Genomic DNA, 19,272 nt, shown 5'->3' on the forward strand with positions numbered 1-19,272 from the left:
AGTTAGGCGGGCCCCCGTAATGTTCAACAGACAAGACGATAATGGCGATGCCATCGCCCAAAGCTTGGCCCGCATTGAAGAGCGGCTAGATAAGCTTGAGGAGCGGCTAAACCAAGTTGCGCAGGTTGATGTTGCTTGGGGGCTGGTACACGCCACTCAACAGCTGGAGAACCGTGAGAACTTGGCGGCGAAGCTTGGTGTTGCGCCGGGGTGGTTACCACCGACCCGTGGTTGGGCCGCATCACCAGACTTCCTGATGGTACTGGTCCGTTTGGTGGCCGAGATTAAGCCAACCTCGATCGTTGAATGCGGTAGTGGCGTTACCTCAATTGTCTTCTCAAGACTGCTCCAGGGCGTGGAGGGGGCAACTCTACTGACCCTCGATCATGATGAGAAGTTCGCCCAACAAACCGCTGCCCTGCTGGCTGAGCGTGGCCTGCCTGGCAGTGTGACCATGAACCTGGCGGCGGCCGGCATGGCACCGGTGGCGGTCGGTGGGGATACCATCCCTTGGTACCAAACCGAGGGCATGCCATGGCCGGATCAGATTGACCTGCTTTGTGTTGATGGCCCGATCATGAATTCGGAGAACCGCCTAGCGCGCTATCCGGCCTTCCCACTACTTCATGATCGGTTGAGTGAGAAAGCCGTTGTCGTGCTCGATGATGCACATCGCCCTGGCGAACAAGCGATCCTGCAGCGTTGGCTGACCGAGTTCCCCGATTGGCGGGTGGAGATGCTGTCGACCGAGAAGGGCACGGCCGTTCTCCGCCGGCGAAATAGCAAATTCCCTGACACTTAATTGATGGCTGGTTGTTGAGTTGCCCTCTCAGTGGCACAATCTTCCAATGTGATGGGGATGTTAGCCCCTATATTGGAATTGCCACGGACTGCCCATGCTCACAGACCGCTCCACCCTTAAATCTGCCTCTAAACCACTTTCAGCCGTGGTCGCAGTGCTTGCCCTTGGTTTTGGCGCCAGTGCAATTGCGGCACCGGTTAGCAATCAGGCGGGTGAGGGGATTGCCGATCTGTTCCAGCCGCATAAGGCTATCTATCAGCTGAAGATGACGGCGGTTCGTAACCTGCAGCGGATCAGCTCGGTTAGCGGTGAGATGTTCTTCGAGTGGGGCGATGCCTGTGAGGCGTGGACCACGACCCAGAAGTTCCAACTCGACTACGCTTATGTTGAAGGGGCGGGCCAGAAGTTCGTCAGCGACTATTCATCCTGGGAAGCGAAGGATGGGGAGACATTCTCCTTCACCTCCAAAAACCTCAGCAATGGCCGGGTGAACAAGGTTTACCGCGGCAGTGCAGAGCGAGCCAACAGCGGTCGAGGTGAGGCTGATTTTAGCCGTCCTGAGGAAAAGCAGATCGCCATTCCACGCGGTTTCCTTTTCCCGTCGGAACACACCTTTAAGCTGCTTGAGGCGGCCAAGGATGGCCGGAAAATCTTTGGCGCCACCATGTTCGATGGCTCTGATGATCAGGGGCCAGTGCTTGTGAATGCCGTGATCGGTAAGCGGGTTGATGCGCTGGATGAGGCGGAAGAGGATAACCCAGCCTTACGTGAGCCGGGCTGGTCGGTGCGCATGGCGTTCTTCGACACGCAGGGTGACAATAGCGATAGCACCTCAGCGAATTATGAGATGACCGTGACCCTGCTCGAGAATGGGATCGTTCGCGATCTGGCCATCGACTACGATGATTTCTCACTGGCCGGTGAGTTGGTGACGATCGATACGCTAGAGCCTTGCTCGAACTGATCGCTATTTCTTCCCGCGCCCACCTTCTTTAAGCGAGCGGCCCTTCATTACCGCATCGGCACCCATGCGATCCCGCAATCCCTGCATCAAATCTTCCAGCTTGCGCCGGTCACTCTCCGCCGCAAAGGCCGGGTTGGCGGCGTCCAGATCGTCAAACAGCAGATCCTGTGGCGCTTGCTGATCAACATCCTCAACCGGGATGTCCAGGCCAATGCCGAGCAGTCTGAAGGCGGTGCCATCAGCCTCGCGATACAGCATAGGATGCGCTGCCTGATAAAGGCTTTCTGCAGTTCTGATATCAACCGGCAGGGTTTGGCTGCGGGTTCGTAATTTGAAGCTCGCTGTCTTGAGTTTCAGGACGACGGTGCGGCCCTCTAGCTCTTTCTCACGCAGGCGGTCCGCCAGTCTTTCGCATAGCCGCCATAGCTCGCCGGCGAGGGCGGCCGGATCCCGGATATCCTCATTAAACGTTGTTTCAGATGAAACGCTTTTGGTTGCCCGCTCCGGGCTGACATCACGGGCATCCCGGCCCCATGATAGTTGATGCAGGCGCTTGCCCATCTTGCCATAGCGCTGCTCCAGCTTGCCCATTGGGGCGTTGCGGAGGTCGCGCAGGGTTTTGAAGCCATCGCGATGCAGCTTCTCAGCCATCTTCTTACCCACGCCCCAGATGATGCTCACAGGCTTATCGGCGAGGAAGTCTTCAGCCTCCGCTAACCCGATCACGCTAAAGCCACGCGGTTTGTCGAGTTCTGATGCGATCTTGGCGAGGAACTTGTTGGGGGCTAGGCCAATGGACACCGTGATCCCGTGGGTGGCTTCAATATCCAGGGCTAGTTGGGCGAGGGTGGCGGCTGGGGTCCGTTTGTGCAGGCGTTCTGTGCCGGTAAGATCGATGAAGGCCTCATCGATTGAGAGTGGCTCCACAATTGGCGAGACACCTTCCATCATGGCCCTGATGGCGCGTCCGGCCTTGGTGTACTTTTCCATATTCGGTTTGATCACCACGGCGTCAGGGCAGTTCCTTAACGCCTTGAACATGGGCATGGCGGACTTTACCCCATACATGCGCGCCACATAACAGGCGGTTGCCACCACGCCCCGCTGACCACCGCCAATAATGACCGGTTTATCCCGTAGTTCTGGCCGGTCCCGCTTCTCAATCGCAGCGTAGAAGGCATCGCAGTCGATATGGGCGATGCTCAATTCGGCAATCTCATCATGATGGATTAGCCGTCTGCCACCACAGGCAGGGCAGCTTTTCGGGGGCACTTGCCCCTCGGCGATGGCAAAAACCTTCGTGCAGTCACGACATAATGCGGCCTTGGCCGTGGCCATGGCAGGCTTATCCGCGTTATATTCGTGATTGGTCATAATCTTGGCTTAGCTCTTATCACCTTATGCGTCTGCCAACAGCCCATCCCGATGCGGTTCGCCACCTGCGTGGCGCGCTTTGCCATGGGCATCCCAGTGGTTTTGGGCCGGCGGTTAGCTCTCACCAGCTGCCACCATACCTGCCTGAGGTCCCGCTGATCATGGTGGTCGAGGACAATAAGATCAATCAACGCCTGCTGCGCGATATCATTAGAGTTCAAGGCTGGCGAAGTGTTGAGGCCGATGATGCCGATATGGCTGAGGAGATACTCCGCATGTTGAAGGTGCGGGGGGAAGTGCCGGATATGGCGATGGTTGATATCCGCCTGCCTGACCGTTCGGGCTGTGATCTGGTGCGCAGTTTGAAGGCAAATGACAATTGGAAGGTCATGCCGGTTATCGCCGTTACCGCTATGGCTGGACGGGCAAATGCCCAACGCATTCTGGAGGCTGGTTGCGATGACTACATCGCTAAACCGATTTCCGTCGCTCACATCATTGAAACGGTTCACAAATATCTGGGCTAAGGTACACTCAACCTCACATTAATGCCCGTTTGGGATTGATTGCCGGGACCGAAACCGATTTGATCCGGTTATGGCCGTTGATCCCGCTGACAATTTGGCTTTCGAATGACCGCCCGCGTACTTGTTGTTGATGACGTTCTACCCAATGTGAAGCTGCTCGCTGCGAAGCTGCAGCGTGAGTATTTTGACGTGGTCACCGCGTTTAACGGGCAGGAAGCGCTCGATAAGGTGCGCGAGGAAGCGCCCGATATCGTGCTGCTCGATGTCATGATGCCGGGCATGGACGGTTTTGAGGTTTGTGAGCGGATTAAGGCCGACCCACAGACCATGCACATCCCCATTGTGATGGTAACTGCGCTGTCTGATACGTCAGACCGGGTGCGCGGGCTTGAGGCTGGGGCCGATGATTTCCTAACCAAGCCAGTGAATGATGTGGCGTTGTTCGCCCGCGTTCGCTCGCTCGTCCGCCTTAAGATGACCATGGATGAATGGCGCCTGCGTCAGAACACGTCCGGTCAGCTCGGCGTTTTGATGGGCAATGCCAATCTCAAGGAAGAGTCCTACGAAGAGGGCTATGTCCTGGTGGTTGAGGATAGCGTCATTGATCGGGATAAGATCAACGAGACCCTACAACGGGACCGCCATCATGTGCGCGCCGTTGAACGGGGGGAGGAGGCCATCTCCGCCCTGCAGGAAGAAGATTTCGACCTCGTTGTCGTCTCGCTCGCCCTTGAGAATGAGGATGGGCTGCGCTTCTGCTCCCATCTCCGCTCAAACGAGCGTACGCGCCATGTGCCAATCCTAGCCATTGCCGATGACAGTGACCTTGAGCGTAGTGCCAAGGGGCTAGAGATCGGGGTTAATGACTACATCCTAAAGCCGATGGATCGGAACGAGCTATTGGCCCGTTGCCGGACACAGATTCGCCGCCGCCGCTATCAAGAGCGTTTGCGCCTCAATTATGAGGAGAGCCTATCGCTCGCTCTGACGGATAGTCTCACAGGTCTCTTCAATCGCCGTTATCTGCTGGCACACTTGCGTCGCCTGCTGGATCGCATCGCTGAGAATAAGAAGCCGCTCTCAACCCTTATCTTTGACGTCGATCACTTCAAACAGGTGAACGATAACCATGGCCACGCCGTGGGTGATGAGGTGCTACGGGAGTTGGCACAGCGGGTTGCAAACGGCGCCCGTAGCTTTGACCTTGTCGCCCGTATCGGTGGTGAGGAGTTCGCTGTGGTCCTGCCGGATAGCGGGCTTGATACTGCCATGGCGGTGGCTGAACGCCTTCGGAAAAGCTGTGAGAACCGGCCATTCCGTGTTTCGGGTCCTGTCGGGGCGCTGGACGTCACGATCTCAATCGGGGTCGCCTACGCAACCTCACCGGATGAGAACCCGCTGGAGCTGCTGAAGCGCGCGGATGAGGGGCTCTATACTGCTAAGCGTAGCGGCCGGAACCGGGTCTGCACCGTTGAAGACCCTGAGAAGGCCCGTGAGGACGAAGCGGCAATCGGCTCTACTCCGCCAACCTCCACGGCACCGCCACCAATCCCAGGCGCGGATACCCCGCTGCAGAGTGATAAGGCCGCGACCGAATAGGCGGCATCCCAGAATTCAGACAAACAAAAACCCCGCTAAGGCTAAGCCGGCGGGGTTTTTCACGTTGGCTTTTGAAACCAGCGTTACTTCATTTTCTCTTCTTTGAAGAGAACGTGCTTGCGAGCAACCGGGTCGTACTTCCGGAACTCAAGCTTTTCGGTCATTTGCCGTGGGTTCTTCTTAGCCACATAGAAGTAGCCGGTGCCCTCGGTGCTAACCAGTTTAACCAGAATGGTGGCGGTTTTTGCCATCGTTCAATCCTCTCGCCAGAATGCAGCCCCAACGGTTGGGACGCGGCGTCAAAATTCAGGTGAGCGCGTGATTTATGCGCTGCGCCGGAAGAAGTCAAGAAAACAGGTGTAGGACGGCCCAGTCCGTTTTAGCGCAGATCGTTGAGGCTGGTGGCCAAAGACGCCGAGATCGGGGACGAGGAGGCGGCAGCGAAGACGCTGGCGTCACCACTGATCTGCGCGATCAGGTCCGGCTTACCGATCAGAAGCTTTGCAATCTCTTGGTCATCCGCCGTGTCCTTGGTGGATGGTGGGCAATCCTTGCGACCGTCAGCGGCGATTTCCGCCACCATCGCATGGTCCATGGTGCCCCAATCGATTGAGGCGTGGTCCTGCAGGTTAATGTGGTTGCGCCAGATGCTTGGCGTTGGCTTGGCCCGGTTGCTGATTTGGGTCTCCAGCGCTGGCTTCGCCTGTTCCCAATCACCAAGGCTGGTGCAGATGTTTGGCAGGATGCCAATCTCATGCAGGCCATGACCATCAGGGGTGAAAATCTCAGACCAGGTGACGAAGAGCTCACCATCATTAGGCAGTCGGGTTACGGTTTGAACGCTACCCTTACCGTAGGAGGCGCTGCCGACGACCACGGCCCGGCCGGTTTCCTGCAGTGCGGCTGCAACCACCTCAGCGGCGGAGGCGGAGCCACCATTGACCAACACCACCATCGGGGCACCGTCTAGGATGTCCAGGGTATCGGCGGCAAAGTCTTGGAAGCTTTCTGGGTGCCGGCCAGCGGTACGAATAATCCGACCGCGCTTGATGAACAGATCAGAGACGGCGACGGCTTGTTCAAGCAGGCCGCCCGGATTGCCGCGTAGGTCGAGGACTAGGCCCCGGAAGTTGTCGCCCAAACGTTGGTGGATGACAGAAACGGCGGCGCGGACATGGGCCTCGGTGGCGGCATTGAACCGCTCAATCGTCACGATACCGATGCCGTCTTCCATCCGGCCGATCACGGTATTGGTGATCACCCGCTCGCGCAGCAGGCTGAAATCCTCAACCAGTTCGCCATCACGCTCAACATCGACCATGACAAAGCTGCCAACACGACCGCGAAGTTGGTCACGTACCTGGGTTAGGTCCATGGAAGCGGTTGAATGGCCATCAATGCTGCGGATCAGGTCACCGGCCTGTAGACCCGCATGATAGGCGGGACCATCAGGGAAAACGCTGCGAATGACGAAGGCATCATCGCTATGCTCAAAGGCCAGACCCACACCGCCAAAACCCTCACGGATATGGCGTTCACGGGACCCTTTACGGGCGCTCGCGTAGCGGGAGAAGCGATCAAGCCGGGCGGTCATCCCGGTAAACATGGCCTCAAGCAGGGCTTCACGCTCAACCGCGGCGAGTTGCGTTGACTGAATTCGGGCGGCATCAAGCGCCAGAGTGGCGAGCTGCGCCCAGTTGTCGGCGCGTTGATCCTCTGGCAGCGCCAGGATTTTGGCCGTCTGACCGGCATGATCGATGCGGAGCACACCCTGTTGGATCGAAAAGTCGAGCCGTGGATCAAACTCACTTAGCGCGTTCAGACCCTCAACAGTCACCTCAGAAAGGTTCAGCGGCCGGAAGTAAACCTCTGCAATGCGGCTGATGCCTGCGCTTAGAACAGCGGCCTCCGGCGTCGCCACAACCATGGTGGCGCCGTCATAGCTTTGCGCGCTCTGATAGTTGGGCAGGGTATCGGTGGTGCTACAGGCCGCAAGGATCAGTCCAGCCACCAGAGTAGGGCGGCCAATTGAGAAGCTGCGGCGAAGAATGGCGCCAAGCGTATCACTCACTGACCGGTCCCCTGAACCAGCTGGTTCAGTAGGGTTTTTCAGTGGTGGCTGGTATCGGCTAGTGCCGAAAGAGGTCAGAACACTTGGCATGCGAATCGTTATACCATCGATTCGCTTTCGATTCGCTTCAAAAGTCAGCCCGATTCGCTCTGATCATTGCGTCGGGTGGTAAGTGTGCCCGCTTTGCCCAGTTAGGACCGTTTTGGGCCTTTCCCGGACTTGCCCCGCTTCTTCGGCTTGCTGCGACCGGCTTTACCGCTCTTCTTGAAGCCGCCAGGCCGCCCGCCATTCCGTCCGCGCGGCCCATTTCGCCGCCCCTCTGACGGCGCTTCGGCGAACTCTTCCGGGCTGTCTTCATGCAGGGCAAGGTCGATCAGGCCCGTAACGGGATCGGCATGCTGTACCGTGACCACAACCTGGGCGCCCATGCGGAAATCCCGACCCCAACGGCGACCGGTTAGGGCATGGCGCCGCTCATTCACGATGTAATAGTCATCGGGGAGGGAGCGGATCGGGATCAACCCATCGGCGCCGGTCTCATCCAGGGTGACGAAGGCACCAAATTTGCCAACCCCACTAATCCGACCAGTAGCCCGTTGGCCCAGGCGTTCTGTCAGGAACAGCGCCATATATCGGTCATTGGCTGAGCGTTCAGCGGCTATCGCCTTCCGCTCTGTGCCAGAGATGTGGTCCGCCGTGGTGTCGAGGTCGACGGCATCCGCCTCGGTAAGCCCATCATCGCCCAGATCGTTCAGGGCAATCAGCGCCCGGTGGACAATCAGGTCGGCATAGCGCCGGATCGGGCTGGTGAAATGCGCATAATGGCGAAGGGCCAGGCCAAAATGTCCGTCACATCCGGCGGAATACCGCGCCTGTGCCTGGGCACGCAGGATCAGCTGGTGGATCAACCGCTCATCATCATGACCAACGACCTGGTCTAACACGGCGGCCAGGTGTTTGGGACGGATCACTTGCCCCTTGGCCAGGGTTACATCCATGCCTTTTAGGATATCGCTAAGGCCTGAGATGCGGTCGCGATCTGGATTGTCATGGGTGCGATAGAGCGCTGGCTGTCGGGCCTTATCCAGCGCCTGGGCCGCCGCAACATTGGCCGTGATCATAAACTCTTCGATCAATCGGTGGCTGTCTAAGCGGGGGCGCGGGCGGATATCCGTTAAGTGTCCAGCGTCATCGAAGTGGATAACGGGCTCGGGAATATCGAGATCCAGTGTGCCACGGGCCTGCCGGGCCAGGTTTAGCGCGGTATAGGCGGCATGAAGTGGCTCAATTACCGTCTCCATCAACGCGGTGGCCTGATCGCTCGGCTTACCATCCCGCGCGGCTTGCATCTCCTCATAGGTGAAGCGGGCGTGAGAGCGCATCCAAGCACGCTCAAACCGATGTTTCAGCAGGTTACCATCCCGGCTGATCACCATTCTGGCGACCATGCAGGGGCGATCCTCATCCGGGCGCAGTGAGCAAAGGTCATTCGACAGCCGCTCTGGCAGCATCGGCACAACGCGGTCAGGGAAATAGACCGAGTTGCCGCGTTCCTTGGCCGCCTCATCCAGGGCAGAGCCGCTGCGCACATAGTGGGCGACATCGGCAATCGCGACCGTCAGGCGCCAACCGCCTGGGTTGCTTGGGTCATCATCGGGTTCTGCATGGACGGCATCATCGAAATCCCGGGCATCGGCGCCATCAATTGTCACCAGAGGCAGGGCGCGCAAATCGACCCGCTTTGGATCATCGGCGGCAGGCGGCACCGCGTTTTCTGCAATCTCCAGCGCCTCATCAGGGAAGTCGACGGGGATTTCGTGGGTAGCAATCGCGATAAGGCTGACGGCCTTGGGCGCATTCATATCGCCCAGAACCTCAAGCACTCGCGCTTCCGGTAGGCCTAGGCGACGGCGTTTGCCGCGTTTGTCACCGGTGACCGGCTCGGCCAGCACAAGGTTACCGGGTTGCGCGCCATTGGCGTGCTTGGCGGTAACGGTGAAGTCCGACTTGGCTTTCTTGTCTGTCGGGCGAAGGCGGCCACCCTCATCGCCAATCTCATAAATCCCGATGACTTTACGGGCGGTAATGGCAGGCAGGCGACGCATCACGCGGGCCTCATAGGAACCGTCGGCTTGGGGCTCTAGCTCAGCCAAAACACGGTCGCCACGGCCTAGGCTAGCAGCGCGGCTGCCATCCCGTGATTTCTCACCAACATAGATAACGGGTGGCGGCTCGTCGGCTTCCCATTTAACCGGGCGGCCCAATGGCTCACCATCATCGTCGATGCCAGATATTTCCAGCACCGCGACTCGGGAAAGTTGTTTTTTGGACAACGGCTTACGCGCTCTTCTTCGTGCTGGTCGTTGTCTTCTTTTTCGCCGTTGTCTTCTTAGCGGTAGTTTTCTTTTTGGCTGGGGCCTTCTTGGTGGTCTTGCCACCAGCCTTTGCCGCCTGCTTCTCAGCCTTTGCCGTGATCAGCTCAACCGCCCGCTCAAGCGTGATGTCATCGGCGCTATCGGCCTTCAGCAGTGAGGCCATGATCTTGCCGTGCTTCACATAGGGGCCAAAGCGACCGTTGTTCAGCGTTATCGGCTTCTCATCCTCTGGGTGATTGCCCAGCTCGCGGATCAGGCCGGCGGGCTTACCGCCGCTCTTCTTCAGCTTCTCTGAGATCAGCTCAACCGCGTGATTAACCCCGATGGTCAACACGGTCTCATCATCCGGTAGGGACTGATAGGTGCTACCCAACCGGAGATAGGGGCCGTAGCGCCCAATACCGGCCGAGATCATCTTCTCCGTATCCGGGTGAATGCCCACCTCACGGGGAAGTGCCAGCAGCTTCAGTGCCAGGTCCAAATCTACATTGCCCAATGGGATCTGTTTCGGCACGGAGGAGCGCGGCGGTTTCGGTCCTGCGGCCTTCTTCTTTTTCTTCTTACCCTCAGCTTCCCTGGCGGCCTCTTCAGCAGCCGCTTCGGCTACGTCTTCCGGCTTTGGGCCAAGCTGCACGTAAACGCCGTATGGGCCCTGGCGCAGGGTTACTGGCAGGCCGGTTTCCGGGTCTTCGCCCAGTAGTTTCTCACCACCCTCAACAACGCCTTCTTTCGACGTCTCATCCTGAACTGCGAGGGCCGCCGTGTACTTACAATCGGGATAGCGGCTGCAGCCGATAAAGCCGCCGGTCCGGCCCAACTTCAGGCTTAGTCGTCCCTCGTTACAGGCCGGGCAGACACGGCTGTCGGTGCCATCCTTCCGCTCGGGGAAGAAGTGCGGGCCTAGGTTTTCGTCCAGCACATCAATGACGTCACTGATCTTAAGGTCCTGGGTGTTCGCAACCGCGTTGGAGAAGTCGTCCCAGAACCGGCGCAGTACCTCTTTCCAGACCGCACGGCCGCCGGAGATATCATCCAGCTGTTCTTCCAACCCAGCGGTGAAGTCGTACTCCACATAGCGTTCGAAGAAGTTGGAGAGGAAGGCGGTGACCATTCGGCCCCGATCTTCAGGCTCAAAACGCCGCTTATCCAGCTTCACATAATCCCGGTCCTGCAATACTTGCAGAATGCTGGCATAGGTTGAGGGGCGGCCAATGCCCAGCTCCTCAAGCTTCTTCACCAGGCTCGCCTCGGTGTAACGGGGCGGCGGTTGGGTGAAGTGTTGGTCTGGCTTCACCGCGTTGCGTTTGGGCTCATCGCCTTTAACAAGGGCGGGCAGGCGGCGGCTTTGCTCGTCTTCCTCATCATCCTTGCTCTCCTGATACAGGGTCAGAAACCCGTCAAAGGCAACGATAGAACCGGTGGCGCGGAGCGTGATCGACTTATCCGCGTTGTCGAGGTCGACGGCAGCTTGATCGAGAACGGCAGATGACATCTGGCTCGCCATGGTGCGCTTCCAGATTAGGTCATAGAGGCGCAGCTGCTCTTTGTTCAGATAAGCCGACATCTGGCCTGGGCGACGGCTCAAATCAGTTGGCCGAATTGCTTCGTGCGCTTCCTGTGCATTCTTCTGCTTGGACTTATAAATCCGCGGGCTGTCGGGTACGTATCTATCGCCGTAATCCTGGCCGATCAGGGCGCGTGATTGCGTGATGGCATCCTGGCTCAGCTGGATGCCATCGGTCCGCATATATGTAATTAAACCAACGGTTTCGCCGCCGATATCAACACCTTCATAGAGCTGCTGGGCAAGCCGCATGGTCTGGCTGGCGCCTAGGCCAAGCTTTCGCGACGCCTCTTGCTGCAGGGTCGAGGTGGTAAAGGGCGCAAACGGGTTCCGTTTGGTCTGCTTTTTCTCAATGTCACGGACGTTGAACAGGCTGTCGGTGATCCGCTGGGCGAGGGCGGTCGCCTCGGCCTCGCTACCAATGCTGAGCTTATCTAGCTTCTTACCATCGGCATGGGTTAGGCGGGCGGTGAACGCCTCTCCCTTATCGGTCACAAAATCGACCTCGATCGACCAGTATTCCTGGGCCTTGAAGATCTCAATCTCAGCCTCACGCTCACAAATCAGGCGCAGGGCAACAGATTGCACCCGGCCCGCGGAGCGAGAGCCGGGCAGTTTCCGCCAAAGAACTGGTGAGAGGGTAAAGCCGACCAGATAGTCGAGGGCCCGGCGGGCGAGATAGGCCTGAACCAGCGCGTCATCAATCTCGCGCGGGTGCTCGATGGCGTATTGCACCGCCTTCTTGGTGATCTCGTTAAAGGTGATGCGGTGGACTTCCTTATCGTCCAGCAGTTTTTTCTGCCGAAGGACTTCCTCCACATGCCAAGAGATGGCTTCCCCTTCACGGTCGGGGTCAGTCGCCAGGTAGAGGCGCTTGGCCCCCTTCATCGCGGTGCTGATGTCCTTGATGGTTTTGCCAGCGCGGTCGCCCAGCTCCCAATCCATATCAAAGTCATCATCGGGACGGACCGAGCCGTCTTTTGGCGGCAGATCGCGCACATGGCCGTATGAGGCCAAAACTTTGTAGTCACCACCCAGATACTTCTCGATCGTCTTGGCCTTAGCGGGCGATTCCACGATGACGAGATTTGAAGCGGACATAGGGCGAGACGCTTTTCGTAAGGTGTTGGGTGGGCCTGTTTAGGGCTGTTTTAGGCCCGTGACACGCGGTTTCCTGGGTATCGGGTGATTTGACCGGCGAGCTCTAATTCGACCAGCGCGACCGTCACCACTTGTGCAGACAAATTGCAGACGCGAATCAAGTCGTCAACTGCTGTCGGTGTATCAGTGAGCGCCTCAAGCAGTTTTGAGGCGGTATCCTGGGGGGAATTTTCATCAACCAAACTAACAGGGTCGGCCAGGGCGTCCTCAGCCCGGTCAGCGGTATCACGCAGGGCGCTGATCTGTGCCTGATCGATATTGGTTCTCTTGGCCGTGCTCGCCTCGGCAAAGCCTACGGGTGGGGCATTTAGGATTGGGCGGATGACGTTCAAGACATCCTCCACCGTCTCAGTCAGGACCGCACCCTGCTTGATTAAATGATTGGTGCCGGCACTGCGTGGGTCGGCGGGGAAGCCAGGCACGGCGAAGACCTCGCGGTTTTGTTCAACCGCCCTGGTCGCTGTGATTAGGGTGCCAGAACGTTTGGCCGCTTCAATCACCACAACGCCAAGCGATAGACCGGCGATAATCCGGTTTCGACGCGGGAACATCTTGGCCAATGGCTCAGCACCCCAGGGCCGTTCACTGACCACGGCACCAGTCTCGGCGATTTGGTGATAAAGGTCGCGATGCTGCTGCGGGTAGATGACATCGGCACCGCCCGCCAGAACAGCAACAGTGCCGGTTTTCAGGCTTGCCTCATGGGCCTTGCCGTCGATGCCACGCGCTAGGCCAGAGACCACGGTCAGCCCGGCAGCGCCCAAATCGGCGCCGATCTCGGCGGCAAAGCGTTGACCGTGAACTGAGGCATTGCGCGATCCAACGATGGCAATCGATGGCTTTAGTAGGAGTTCAGGATTGCCCAGCACGGTAATGACCGGCGGCGCATCGCCAATCTGGCGCAATAGTTCAGGGTAAGCAGGCTCACCGCGCACAATGATGCGGCCACCAGCATCCGCAACGGCCCGTATCTCTTTGTCCAGATCGCGCGGGTTTGGCAGCTTGGGGCGCTTCCGTCCCCGGCTGGGTAGGTCAGGTAGGGCCTCAACCACCGCCGCTGCTGATCCAAAGTGGTCTAGCAACTCATCTAAAAGGCCAGCACTCAAACCATCCGTCCGTGCCAGGGTTAGCCAAGCATGGCGTTCCTCGTCACTGATTGGGCCGGATGGTTGGTCGCTCATGCCGGATTATCGCCAGCTTCTGTGGTTGCGGCTTCCTCTGCTGATGCAGTGGAGCGGAGCTTGATCTTGCTCTCTTCACCCTTGATCAGCCGCTGGATGTTTCCGGCATGCTTTAGCCAAGAGATGATGGCGATGATGCCGACAAACTTCAGGCCCTGGATGCCCAAGATCCAGAAGGCAAAACCCGGTGCGGCGGCAAGGGCCACCAGGGCGGAAAGGGATGAATAGCGGAAGATTGCTGCGGTCACGAGCCAGGTTGCGGCGGTCATGGCGCCCACCGCTGGGCTGATCGCAAACAGGACGCCAAGGGATGTGGCAACGCCCTTGCCACCTCGGAACTTGAGCCAGATTGGGAAGAGGTGACCTAAGAAGGCGCCAAAGCCAGCCAACCAACCCATGGGATCGGGGCCAAAGAAGTGGCCAACGGCCAACACCATGACGGCGCCCTTCGCGGCATCCAGCAGAAGGGTGAGAGCGGCCAGGCCCTTATTGCCGGTGCGCAGAACATTGGTCGCCCCGATATTGCCAGAGCCAATGCTGCGGAGGTCGGGGCCACCCGCCAGCTTGGTCAGAATAATCCCAAACGGGATGGACCCGACGACATAACCACCGGCAATGGCGGCCAGGAAATAGGGCCAGGCAAAGCTCCAAGAGACCGGATCAAACATCAGAAAAACCTAGTGACATAGACATTAAGCAACGGCGCGGAGGTCGGTGGCGCGCTCATAAACCGTGCGGCCATCGATCACCGTGCGCTCAACCCACCCTTGAACCGGGCGTTTATCGAAGGCTGAGTTCTTGGCCTTGGACTTAAGCTGTTGTGCTTCAATCTTCCAGGCTCGCTGGTGATCAATCAGGATAAAGTCGGCGGCACTGCCGACGGCGAGGCGACCAGCGGGCAGGCCAAGCAGATCAGCCGGGCGGCTGGTCATCGCGGCAATCAAGGGGATCAGATCGATCCGCTCTTTATGCACAAGCTCTAGGGCAATCGGCAGCATTGTCTCAACACCAATCACCCCGATGGCGGCCTGGGCAAAGGGCTGGCGCTTACTGTCTTGATCCTCAGGCATATGGTCGGATGCGATCGCATCAATGGTGCCATCGGCGATGCCGTCGATGATCGCTTCCCGGTCCTCATCCGTGCGGAGCGGTGGGGACACCTTGGCAAAGGTGCGGTAGTCGCCGACATCAAACTCGGACAGGGCAAAGTAATGCGGAGCGGTATCGCAGGAGACGGGCAGGCCACGTGCCTTGGCCTGGCGGATCGCCTCAACTGACTGGGCGGTCGAGATGTGGCCAGCGTGGTAACGCGCGCCTGTCATCTCAACCAGGCGCAAATCACGCTCAATCATCATCACCTCGGCGAGGCGCGGTATACCTTTAAGCCCTAGCCGGGTCGCCGTTTCACCGCCATTCATATGGCCACTGCCAGCCAGTGAAGGTTCTTCCGGGTGCTGGATGATTAACCGATTGAACTGCGCGGCATAGCTGAGCGCCCGACGCATCACGGCGGCATCACCAATGGCCTTCGCACCGTCGGTGAAGGCTAGGGCGCCAGCCTCTGCCAGCAGGCCGTATTCGGTCAGGTCCTTACCGCCCAGCCCCTTGGTGGCGGCGGCATAGGCATAGAATTTGGTGCCCCGGATTTCCCGGGCTTTTCGGGCAATAAACTCAAGCCCTGCCACATCCTCAATCACCGGATCGGTGGTGGGTAGGCAGACCATGCTGGTCACCCCGCCGGCGGCCGCAGCCGCAGAGCCGGTGGCCAGGGTTTCCTTATGCGCCATGCCGGGTTCGCCAACGGTTACCCGCATATCGACGAGGCCGGGGGCGAGAATTAGGCCGGCGCCATCAATCACGACGGCGCCGTCTTCCTTAATGTCCTTGAGGGCACCTTTACCAACAGCTGTGATCATGCCGTTCTTGGCGATCAGGCCGCTGTCCTTCTCCGGCGCAAGATCCGTGTTGGTGGCGGGATCGATGATCCGAACGTTTTTGACGATGGTTGTCTTCATTGATCAGCCCTCCGTCCCGGTTGCGTCACCGTCGGGCTTGCCCTTTGAGTGCTCTTCGCGCTGCCAAACATTATGCAGCAGGTCGAGGCAGGCCATCCGCACCGCGACGCCTAGCTCAACCTGATCCAGAATGGCCGACCGGTTGATGTCATCGGCCAGCTCCGAGCCGATCTCAACGCCTCTATTCATTGGGCCGGGGTGCATGACCAGTGCTTCTGGCTTCGCCACGCCCAGCTTTTCATAGGTCAGGCCATAGAAGTGGTAATACTCCCGGATAGAGGGGACGAACTGGCCCTGCATCCGCTCCATCTGCAGGCGCAGCATCATGACGATGTCTGCATCCTTGAGGCCTTCGCGCATGTCGGTATAGGCGGTGCAGCCCATCTCCTCGATCCCGCTGGGCAGCAGGGTTGGCGGGGCAATCACCCGAACCTGGGCACCCATGGCGCTCAGCAGGTGGATGTTTGAGCGGGCTACCCGGCTATGGGCAATGTCCCCACAGATCGCGACTGTTAGACCCTCAATCTTACCCAGCCGACGCCGGATGGTGAGGGCGTCCAGCAGGGCCTGGGTCGGATGCTCATGGGCACCGTCACCGCCGTTTAGGACGGCGCAGTTCACCTTCTGAGAAAGTAGTTCGACCGCACCTGATTCTTGATGTCGCACGACCAGGAAGTCCGGGTGCATGGCGTTCAGGGTCATCGCTGTATCAATCAGCGTCTCACCCTTCTTTACCGAGCTGGTGGCCACCGTCATGTTGATGGTGTCAGCGCCAAGCCGCTTAGCGGCCAGCTCAAAGCTGGTGAGCGTGCGGGTTGAGTTCTCAAAGAACAGGTTGATCACCGTGCGGCCGGCTAGCAGGTCGGATTTGCCCGATGCCTCCCGGTTCAGCTCAACATATTCATCGGCCTTATCGAGGATGGTGGTGATGTCGTAGGGCGGCATGCCCGCGATGCCCAGAATGTGCCTGTGACCAAATTCTGGCATTGAAAACGCCATGTTCTGCTGTTCTGGCGCTTCCTTTTTCGGCGCAGGCGTAGATCGGGCGCTCGGCATCGGCTCGTTCCCTAAAATCGGGCGAGGGGTCTCCGCGCCCAGCAAATTGTCGGCTAAGCGCGCAACCTAGAAGGTTTGCCGGTGAAAGTGAATAGGGAAAGGATGCAGCGGTTCCGGTCAGCCGATATTCCGGATTGCGTCCAAGGCACCTTGCAGGATGTGGCTCGCCGCCATGGCATCAACAACGGCTGCCCGCTTGGCACGGCTTAAATCCGCCTCGCCGATTAAGAACTTGTCGACCGCACTGGTTGATAGCCGTTCATCCCACATGGTGATTGGCGGGTCCTCTTGACCGAAAAGCTTGGTGTCGGCCGCCGCTGCTTTGCGTAACTCGCCGATGAAGCTGTTGGTCGCCTGCACCCGTGGGCCCTTGCTGCCATCCATATTGAGCGGCAGGCCAACCACAAAGCCTTGAGCCTGACGGTCATGCCAGATCTCGCTGAGGCGCTTTAGGTCTGCCGCCAGCTTGCGCCGCTGAATCGTCTCAACAGGGGAGCTTAGGCTTAATCCACGGTCGGCGGCGGCGACGCCGATGGTCTTTTCGCCCAGATCGAGGGCCAGAATGGATTTACCGGGGCGGATGATAGTGGCGAAATCGCCTAGTTCGAGGACGGGCATGGCTAAAAAAACGGCATTCGCCGGTTTGGGTGTAGTGAGCGCTTGAAATAGTGGCGGGCGCTGTCTACCACAGGGCCGTTGCGTCGACGACGTTGAATTCGCGGAAACGCGGTCAGCGCCTGTTCCCCAGCCTTAGCTTGAAGCGTTTGAACAGCCCACGTTGAAGAACCATGAGCATCGATCAAAACACCGTGGCGCGGATTGCGCGCCTTGCCCGCATCGACGTGCCAGAAGAGAAACTGGCACCCATGGCCGATGAGTTAGGCAACATCCTCAAATTTGTTGAGCAGCTTGCCGAGGTTGACACCGATGGGGTTGAGCCCATGACGTCGGTTGTCGCCATGGAAGCGCCGCAGCGTGAAGATGTGGTCAATGACGGCGATGCTCGTGAGGCCGTGCTGGCCAATGCGCCTGAGGCTGTTGAAGGCTTCTATGTTGTGCCGAAGGTGGTGGAGTAAGCGACCATGTCTGGATCTGAACTGACCAAGCTGACCCTTGCTGGCGCCCGCGACGGCCTGCGCAACAAGGATTTCACCGCTTCTGAGATTACCGAGGCCCATGTCGCCGCCGTTGAGAGCGTGCGCGACAGCAATGCCTATCTGGTCGAAACACCAGAGATGGCCATGGAAGGCGCCAAGGCTAGTGATGAGCGCCTTGCCAAGGGTGAGGGGCGTCCACTTGAGGGGCTGCCGCTCGGCATTAAGGATTTGTTCTGCACCAAGGGTGTGCAAACCACCGCCGGTAGCGCGATCTTGAAAGGCTTTAAGCCTGAGTATGAGAGCACGGTGACAAGCCAGCTATGGCGCGATGGTGCCGTTATGTTGGGTAAGCTTAACCTGGACGAGTTCGCCATGGGCTCGGCCAACATCACGAGCCATTACGGCCCAGTGAAAAGCCCGTGGCAGCGCCCGGGTGAGAACCGTCCGCTGGTGCCTGGTGGCTCCTCCGGTGGTTCAGCCTCCGCCGTTGCTGCGCGCGCCGCACTGGCCGCGACCGGTACGGATACCGGTGGTTCAATCCGCCAGCCCGCAGCCTTCACCGGCATTGTCGGGTGTAAGCCAACCTATGGCCGTTGCTCGCGCTGGGGCATTGTCGCCTTTGCCTCCTCACTGGATCAGGCCGGGCCAATGACCCGCACCGTTCAAGATGCAGCGATCATGCTTGGCTCAATGGCTGGTTATGATCCTAAGGACTCCACCAGCGTTAATCGCCCGGTGCCAAACTACGAAGCTGCACTGACCGGAGACATCCGCGGCCTGAAGGTCGGTATTCCAAAGCAGTACCGTGTTGAGGGCATGGATGCCGAGATTGAGGCCATGTGGCAGCAGGGCGTCGACTGGCTGAAAGGCGAGGGCGCTGAGGTTGTGGATGTGGAACTGCCCCACACCTCCTATGCGCTGCCGACCTATTACATCGTGGCACCGGCTGAATGCTCATCCAACTTGGCGCGTTATGACGGCGTTCGTTACGGCCTGCGGGTTGAGGGTGAAGACCTCAACGACATGTACGCAAAAAGCCGTGCCGCTGGCTTCGGTGATGAGGTGAAGCGCCGGATCCTGATCGGCACCTATGTGCTGTCAGCTGGTTACTACGACGCCTACTACATCAAGGCACAACGGGTTCGTGCACTGATCGCGAAGGACTTCCAGGAAGCGTTCAACAAGGTTGATGTGCTGCTGACCCCAACCGCGCCAAGTGCGGCCTTTGCCGTGGGCGAGAATGCCGATGACCCGGTGGCGATGTACCTGAATGATGTGTTCACCGTGCCGGCCTCGCTCGCTGGTCTGCCCGGTATCTCAGTGCCGGCAATGATGAATAAGGATGGCCTACCGCTCGGCTTGCAGCTGATTGGCCGCCCATTTGATGAAGAAACCGTGTTCCGCGTTGCTGGTGTGCTGGAAAGTGCCGCCGGGATTGATGCGGTGCCAAACGGACTGATGGCGGCGTAACGCGGCCAGCTTTGGG

Annotated in this window: 16 protein-coding genes; 6 read left to right on the plus strand and 10 right to left on the minus strand. The window is 58.9% G+C overall.

Annotation, left to right across the window (positions count from 1 at the left end; all coding sequences use genetic code 11):
• The first annotated feature begins 19 nt into the window (after positions 1-19).
• Positions 20-802 carry a class I SAM-dependent methyltransferase gene (locus KI792_04650; GenBank protein ID MBV6632309.1) on the plus strand — a complete coding sequence of 261 codons (783 nt, stop codon included), beginning with the start codon at positions 20-22 and terminating at the stop codon, positions 800-802.
• A 94-nt stretch (positions 803-896) separates the two neighbouring features.
• Positions 897-1,766 (plus strand): cell envelope integrity EipB family protein, encoded by an 870-nt coding sequence (locus tag KI792_04655; GenBank protein MBV6632310.1) that lies wholly within the window; start codon positions 897-899, stop codon positions 1,764-1,766.
• 3 nt (positions 1,767-1,769) lie between these two features.
• Here the strand turns inward: KI792_04655 and KI792_04660 are convergent, their stop codons facing one another.
• A complete protein-coding gene (locus tag KI792_04660) occupies positions 1,770-3,104 on the minus strand; it encodes a DNA polymerase IV (protein ID MBV6632311.1) in 1,335 nt (444 codons plus the stop codon).
• 197 nt (positions 3,105-3,301) lie between these two features.
• Between KI792_04660 and KI792_04665 the strand changes: the two genes are divergently transcribed.
• Together KI792_04665 and KI792_04670 are read left to right on the plus strand one after the other, a co-directional pair.
• Positions 3,302-3,667, plus strand: a complete 366-nt coding sequence (locus KI792_04665; protein MBV6632312.1) for a response regulator — start codon at positions 3,302-3,304, stop codon at positions 3,665-3,667.
• Positions 3,668-3,772: 105 nt separating this feature from the next.
• Positions 3,773-5,266, plus strand: coding sequence for a PleD family two-component system response regulator (locus KI792_04670; protein MBV6632313.1), 1,494 nt, complete (start codon positions 3,773-3,775; stop codon positions 5,264-5,266).
• A gap of 83 nt (positions 5,267-5,349) precedes the next feature.
• Here the strand turns inward: KI792_04670 and rpmG are convergent, their stop codons facing one another.
• The 9 genes from rpmG to ruvX all read right to left on the minus strand — a co-directional run bounded on the left by rpmG (position 5,350) and on the right by ruvX (position 17,307).
• Positions 5,350-5,517 (minus strand): 50S ribosomal protein L33, encoded by a 168-nt coding sequence (gene rpmG, locus KI792_04675; protein ID MBV6632314.1) that lies wholly within the window; start codon positions 5,515-5,517, stop codon positions 5,350-5,352.
• A 128-nt stretch (positions 5,518-5,645) separates the two neighbouring features.
• Positions 5,646-7,337 (minus strand): PDZ domain-containing protein, encoded by a 1,692-nt coding sequence (locus tag KI792_04680; GenBank protein ID MBV6632315.1) that lies wholly within the window; start codon positions 7,335-7,337, stop codon positions 5,646-5,648.
• 191 nt (positions 7,338-7,528) lie between these two features.
• Positions 7,529-9,670, minus strand: a complete 2,142-nt coding sequence (gene rnr / locus KI792_04685) for a ribonuclease R (GenBank protein MBV6632316.1) — start codon at positions 9,668-9,670, stop codon at positions 7,529-7,531.
• Positions 9,671-9,674: 4 nt separating this feature from the next.
• Positions 9,675-12,377 carry a type I DNA topoisomerase gene (gene topA, locus KI792_04690; protein MBV6632317.1) on the minus strand — a complete coding sequence of 901 codons (2,703 nt, stop codon included), beginning with the start codon at positions 12,375-12,377 and terminating at the stop codon, positions 9,675-9,677.
• A 50-nt stretch (positions 12,378-12,427) separates the two neighbouring features.
• Positions 12,428-13,618 carry a DNA-processing protein DprA gene (gene dprA, locus KI792_04695; GenBank protein ID MBV6632318.1) on the minus strand — a complete coding sequence of 397 codons (1,191 nt, stop codon included), beginning with the start codon at positions 13,616-13,618 and terminating at the stop codon, positions 12,428-12,430.
• The gene (gene plsY / locus KI792_04700) at positions 13,615-14,286 is read right to left on the minus strand and encodes a glycerol-3-phosphate 1-O-acyltransferase PlsY (protein ID MBV6632319.1); all 672 of its coding nucleotides are present in this window, start codon (positions 14,284-14,286) and stop codon (positions 13,615-13,617) included. Before plsY ends, dprA begins: the two co-directional genes overlap by 4 nt.
• Before the next feature lie 24 nt (positions 14,287-14,310).
• The gene (pyrC, locus tag KI792_04705; protein MBV6632320.1) at positions 14,311-15,633 is read right to left on the minus strand and encodes a dihydroorotase; all 1,323 of its coding nucleotides are present in this window, start codon (positions 15,631-15,633) and stop codon (positions 14,311-14,313) included.
• 3 nt (positions 15,634-15,636) lie between these two features.
• Positions 15,637-16,632 (minus strand): aspartate carbamoyltransferase catalytic subunit, encoded by a 996-nt coding sequence (locus tag KI792_04710; GenBank protein ID MBV6632321.1) that lies wholly within the window; start codon positions 16,630-16,632, stop codon positions 15,637-15,639.
• Positions 16,633-16,806: 174 nt separating this feature from the next.
• Positions 16,807-17,307 (minus strand): Holliday junction resolvase RuvX, encoded by a 501-nt coding sequence (gene ruvX, locus KI792_04715; GenBank protein MBV6632322.1) that lies wholly within the window; start codon positions 17,305-17,307, stop codon positions 16,807-16,809.
• Positions 17,308-17,477: 170 nt separating this feature from the next.
• On the opposite strand from ruvX, the gene gatC reads away from it, so the two are divergent.
• Together gatC and gatA are read left to right on the plus strand one after the other, a co-directional pair.
• Positions 17,478-17,765, plus strand: a complete 288-nt coding sequence (gene gatC / locus KI792_04720; protein MBV6632323.1) for an Asp-tRNA(Asn)/Glu-tRNA(Gln) amidotransferase subunit GatC — start codon at positions 17,478-17,480, stop codon at positions 17,763-17,765.
• A 6-nt stretch (positions 17,766-17,771) separates the two neighbouring features.
• Complete coding sequence (gatA, locus tag KI792_04725; protein MBV6632324.1) at positions 17,772-19,256, plus strand: Asp-tRNA(Asn)/Glu-tRNA(Gln) amidotransferase subunit GatA; 1,485 nt, start codon at positions 17,772-17,774, stop codon at positions 19,254-19,256.
• The last annotated feature ends 16 nt before the right edge of the window (positions 19,257-19,272 follow it).

This window comes from Alphaproteobacteria bacterium SS10, assembly GCA_019192455.1.
Lineage (GTDB): Bacteria > Pseudomonadota > Alphaproteobacteria > TMED2 > TMED2 > TMED2.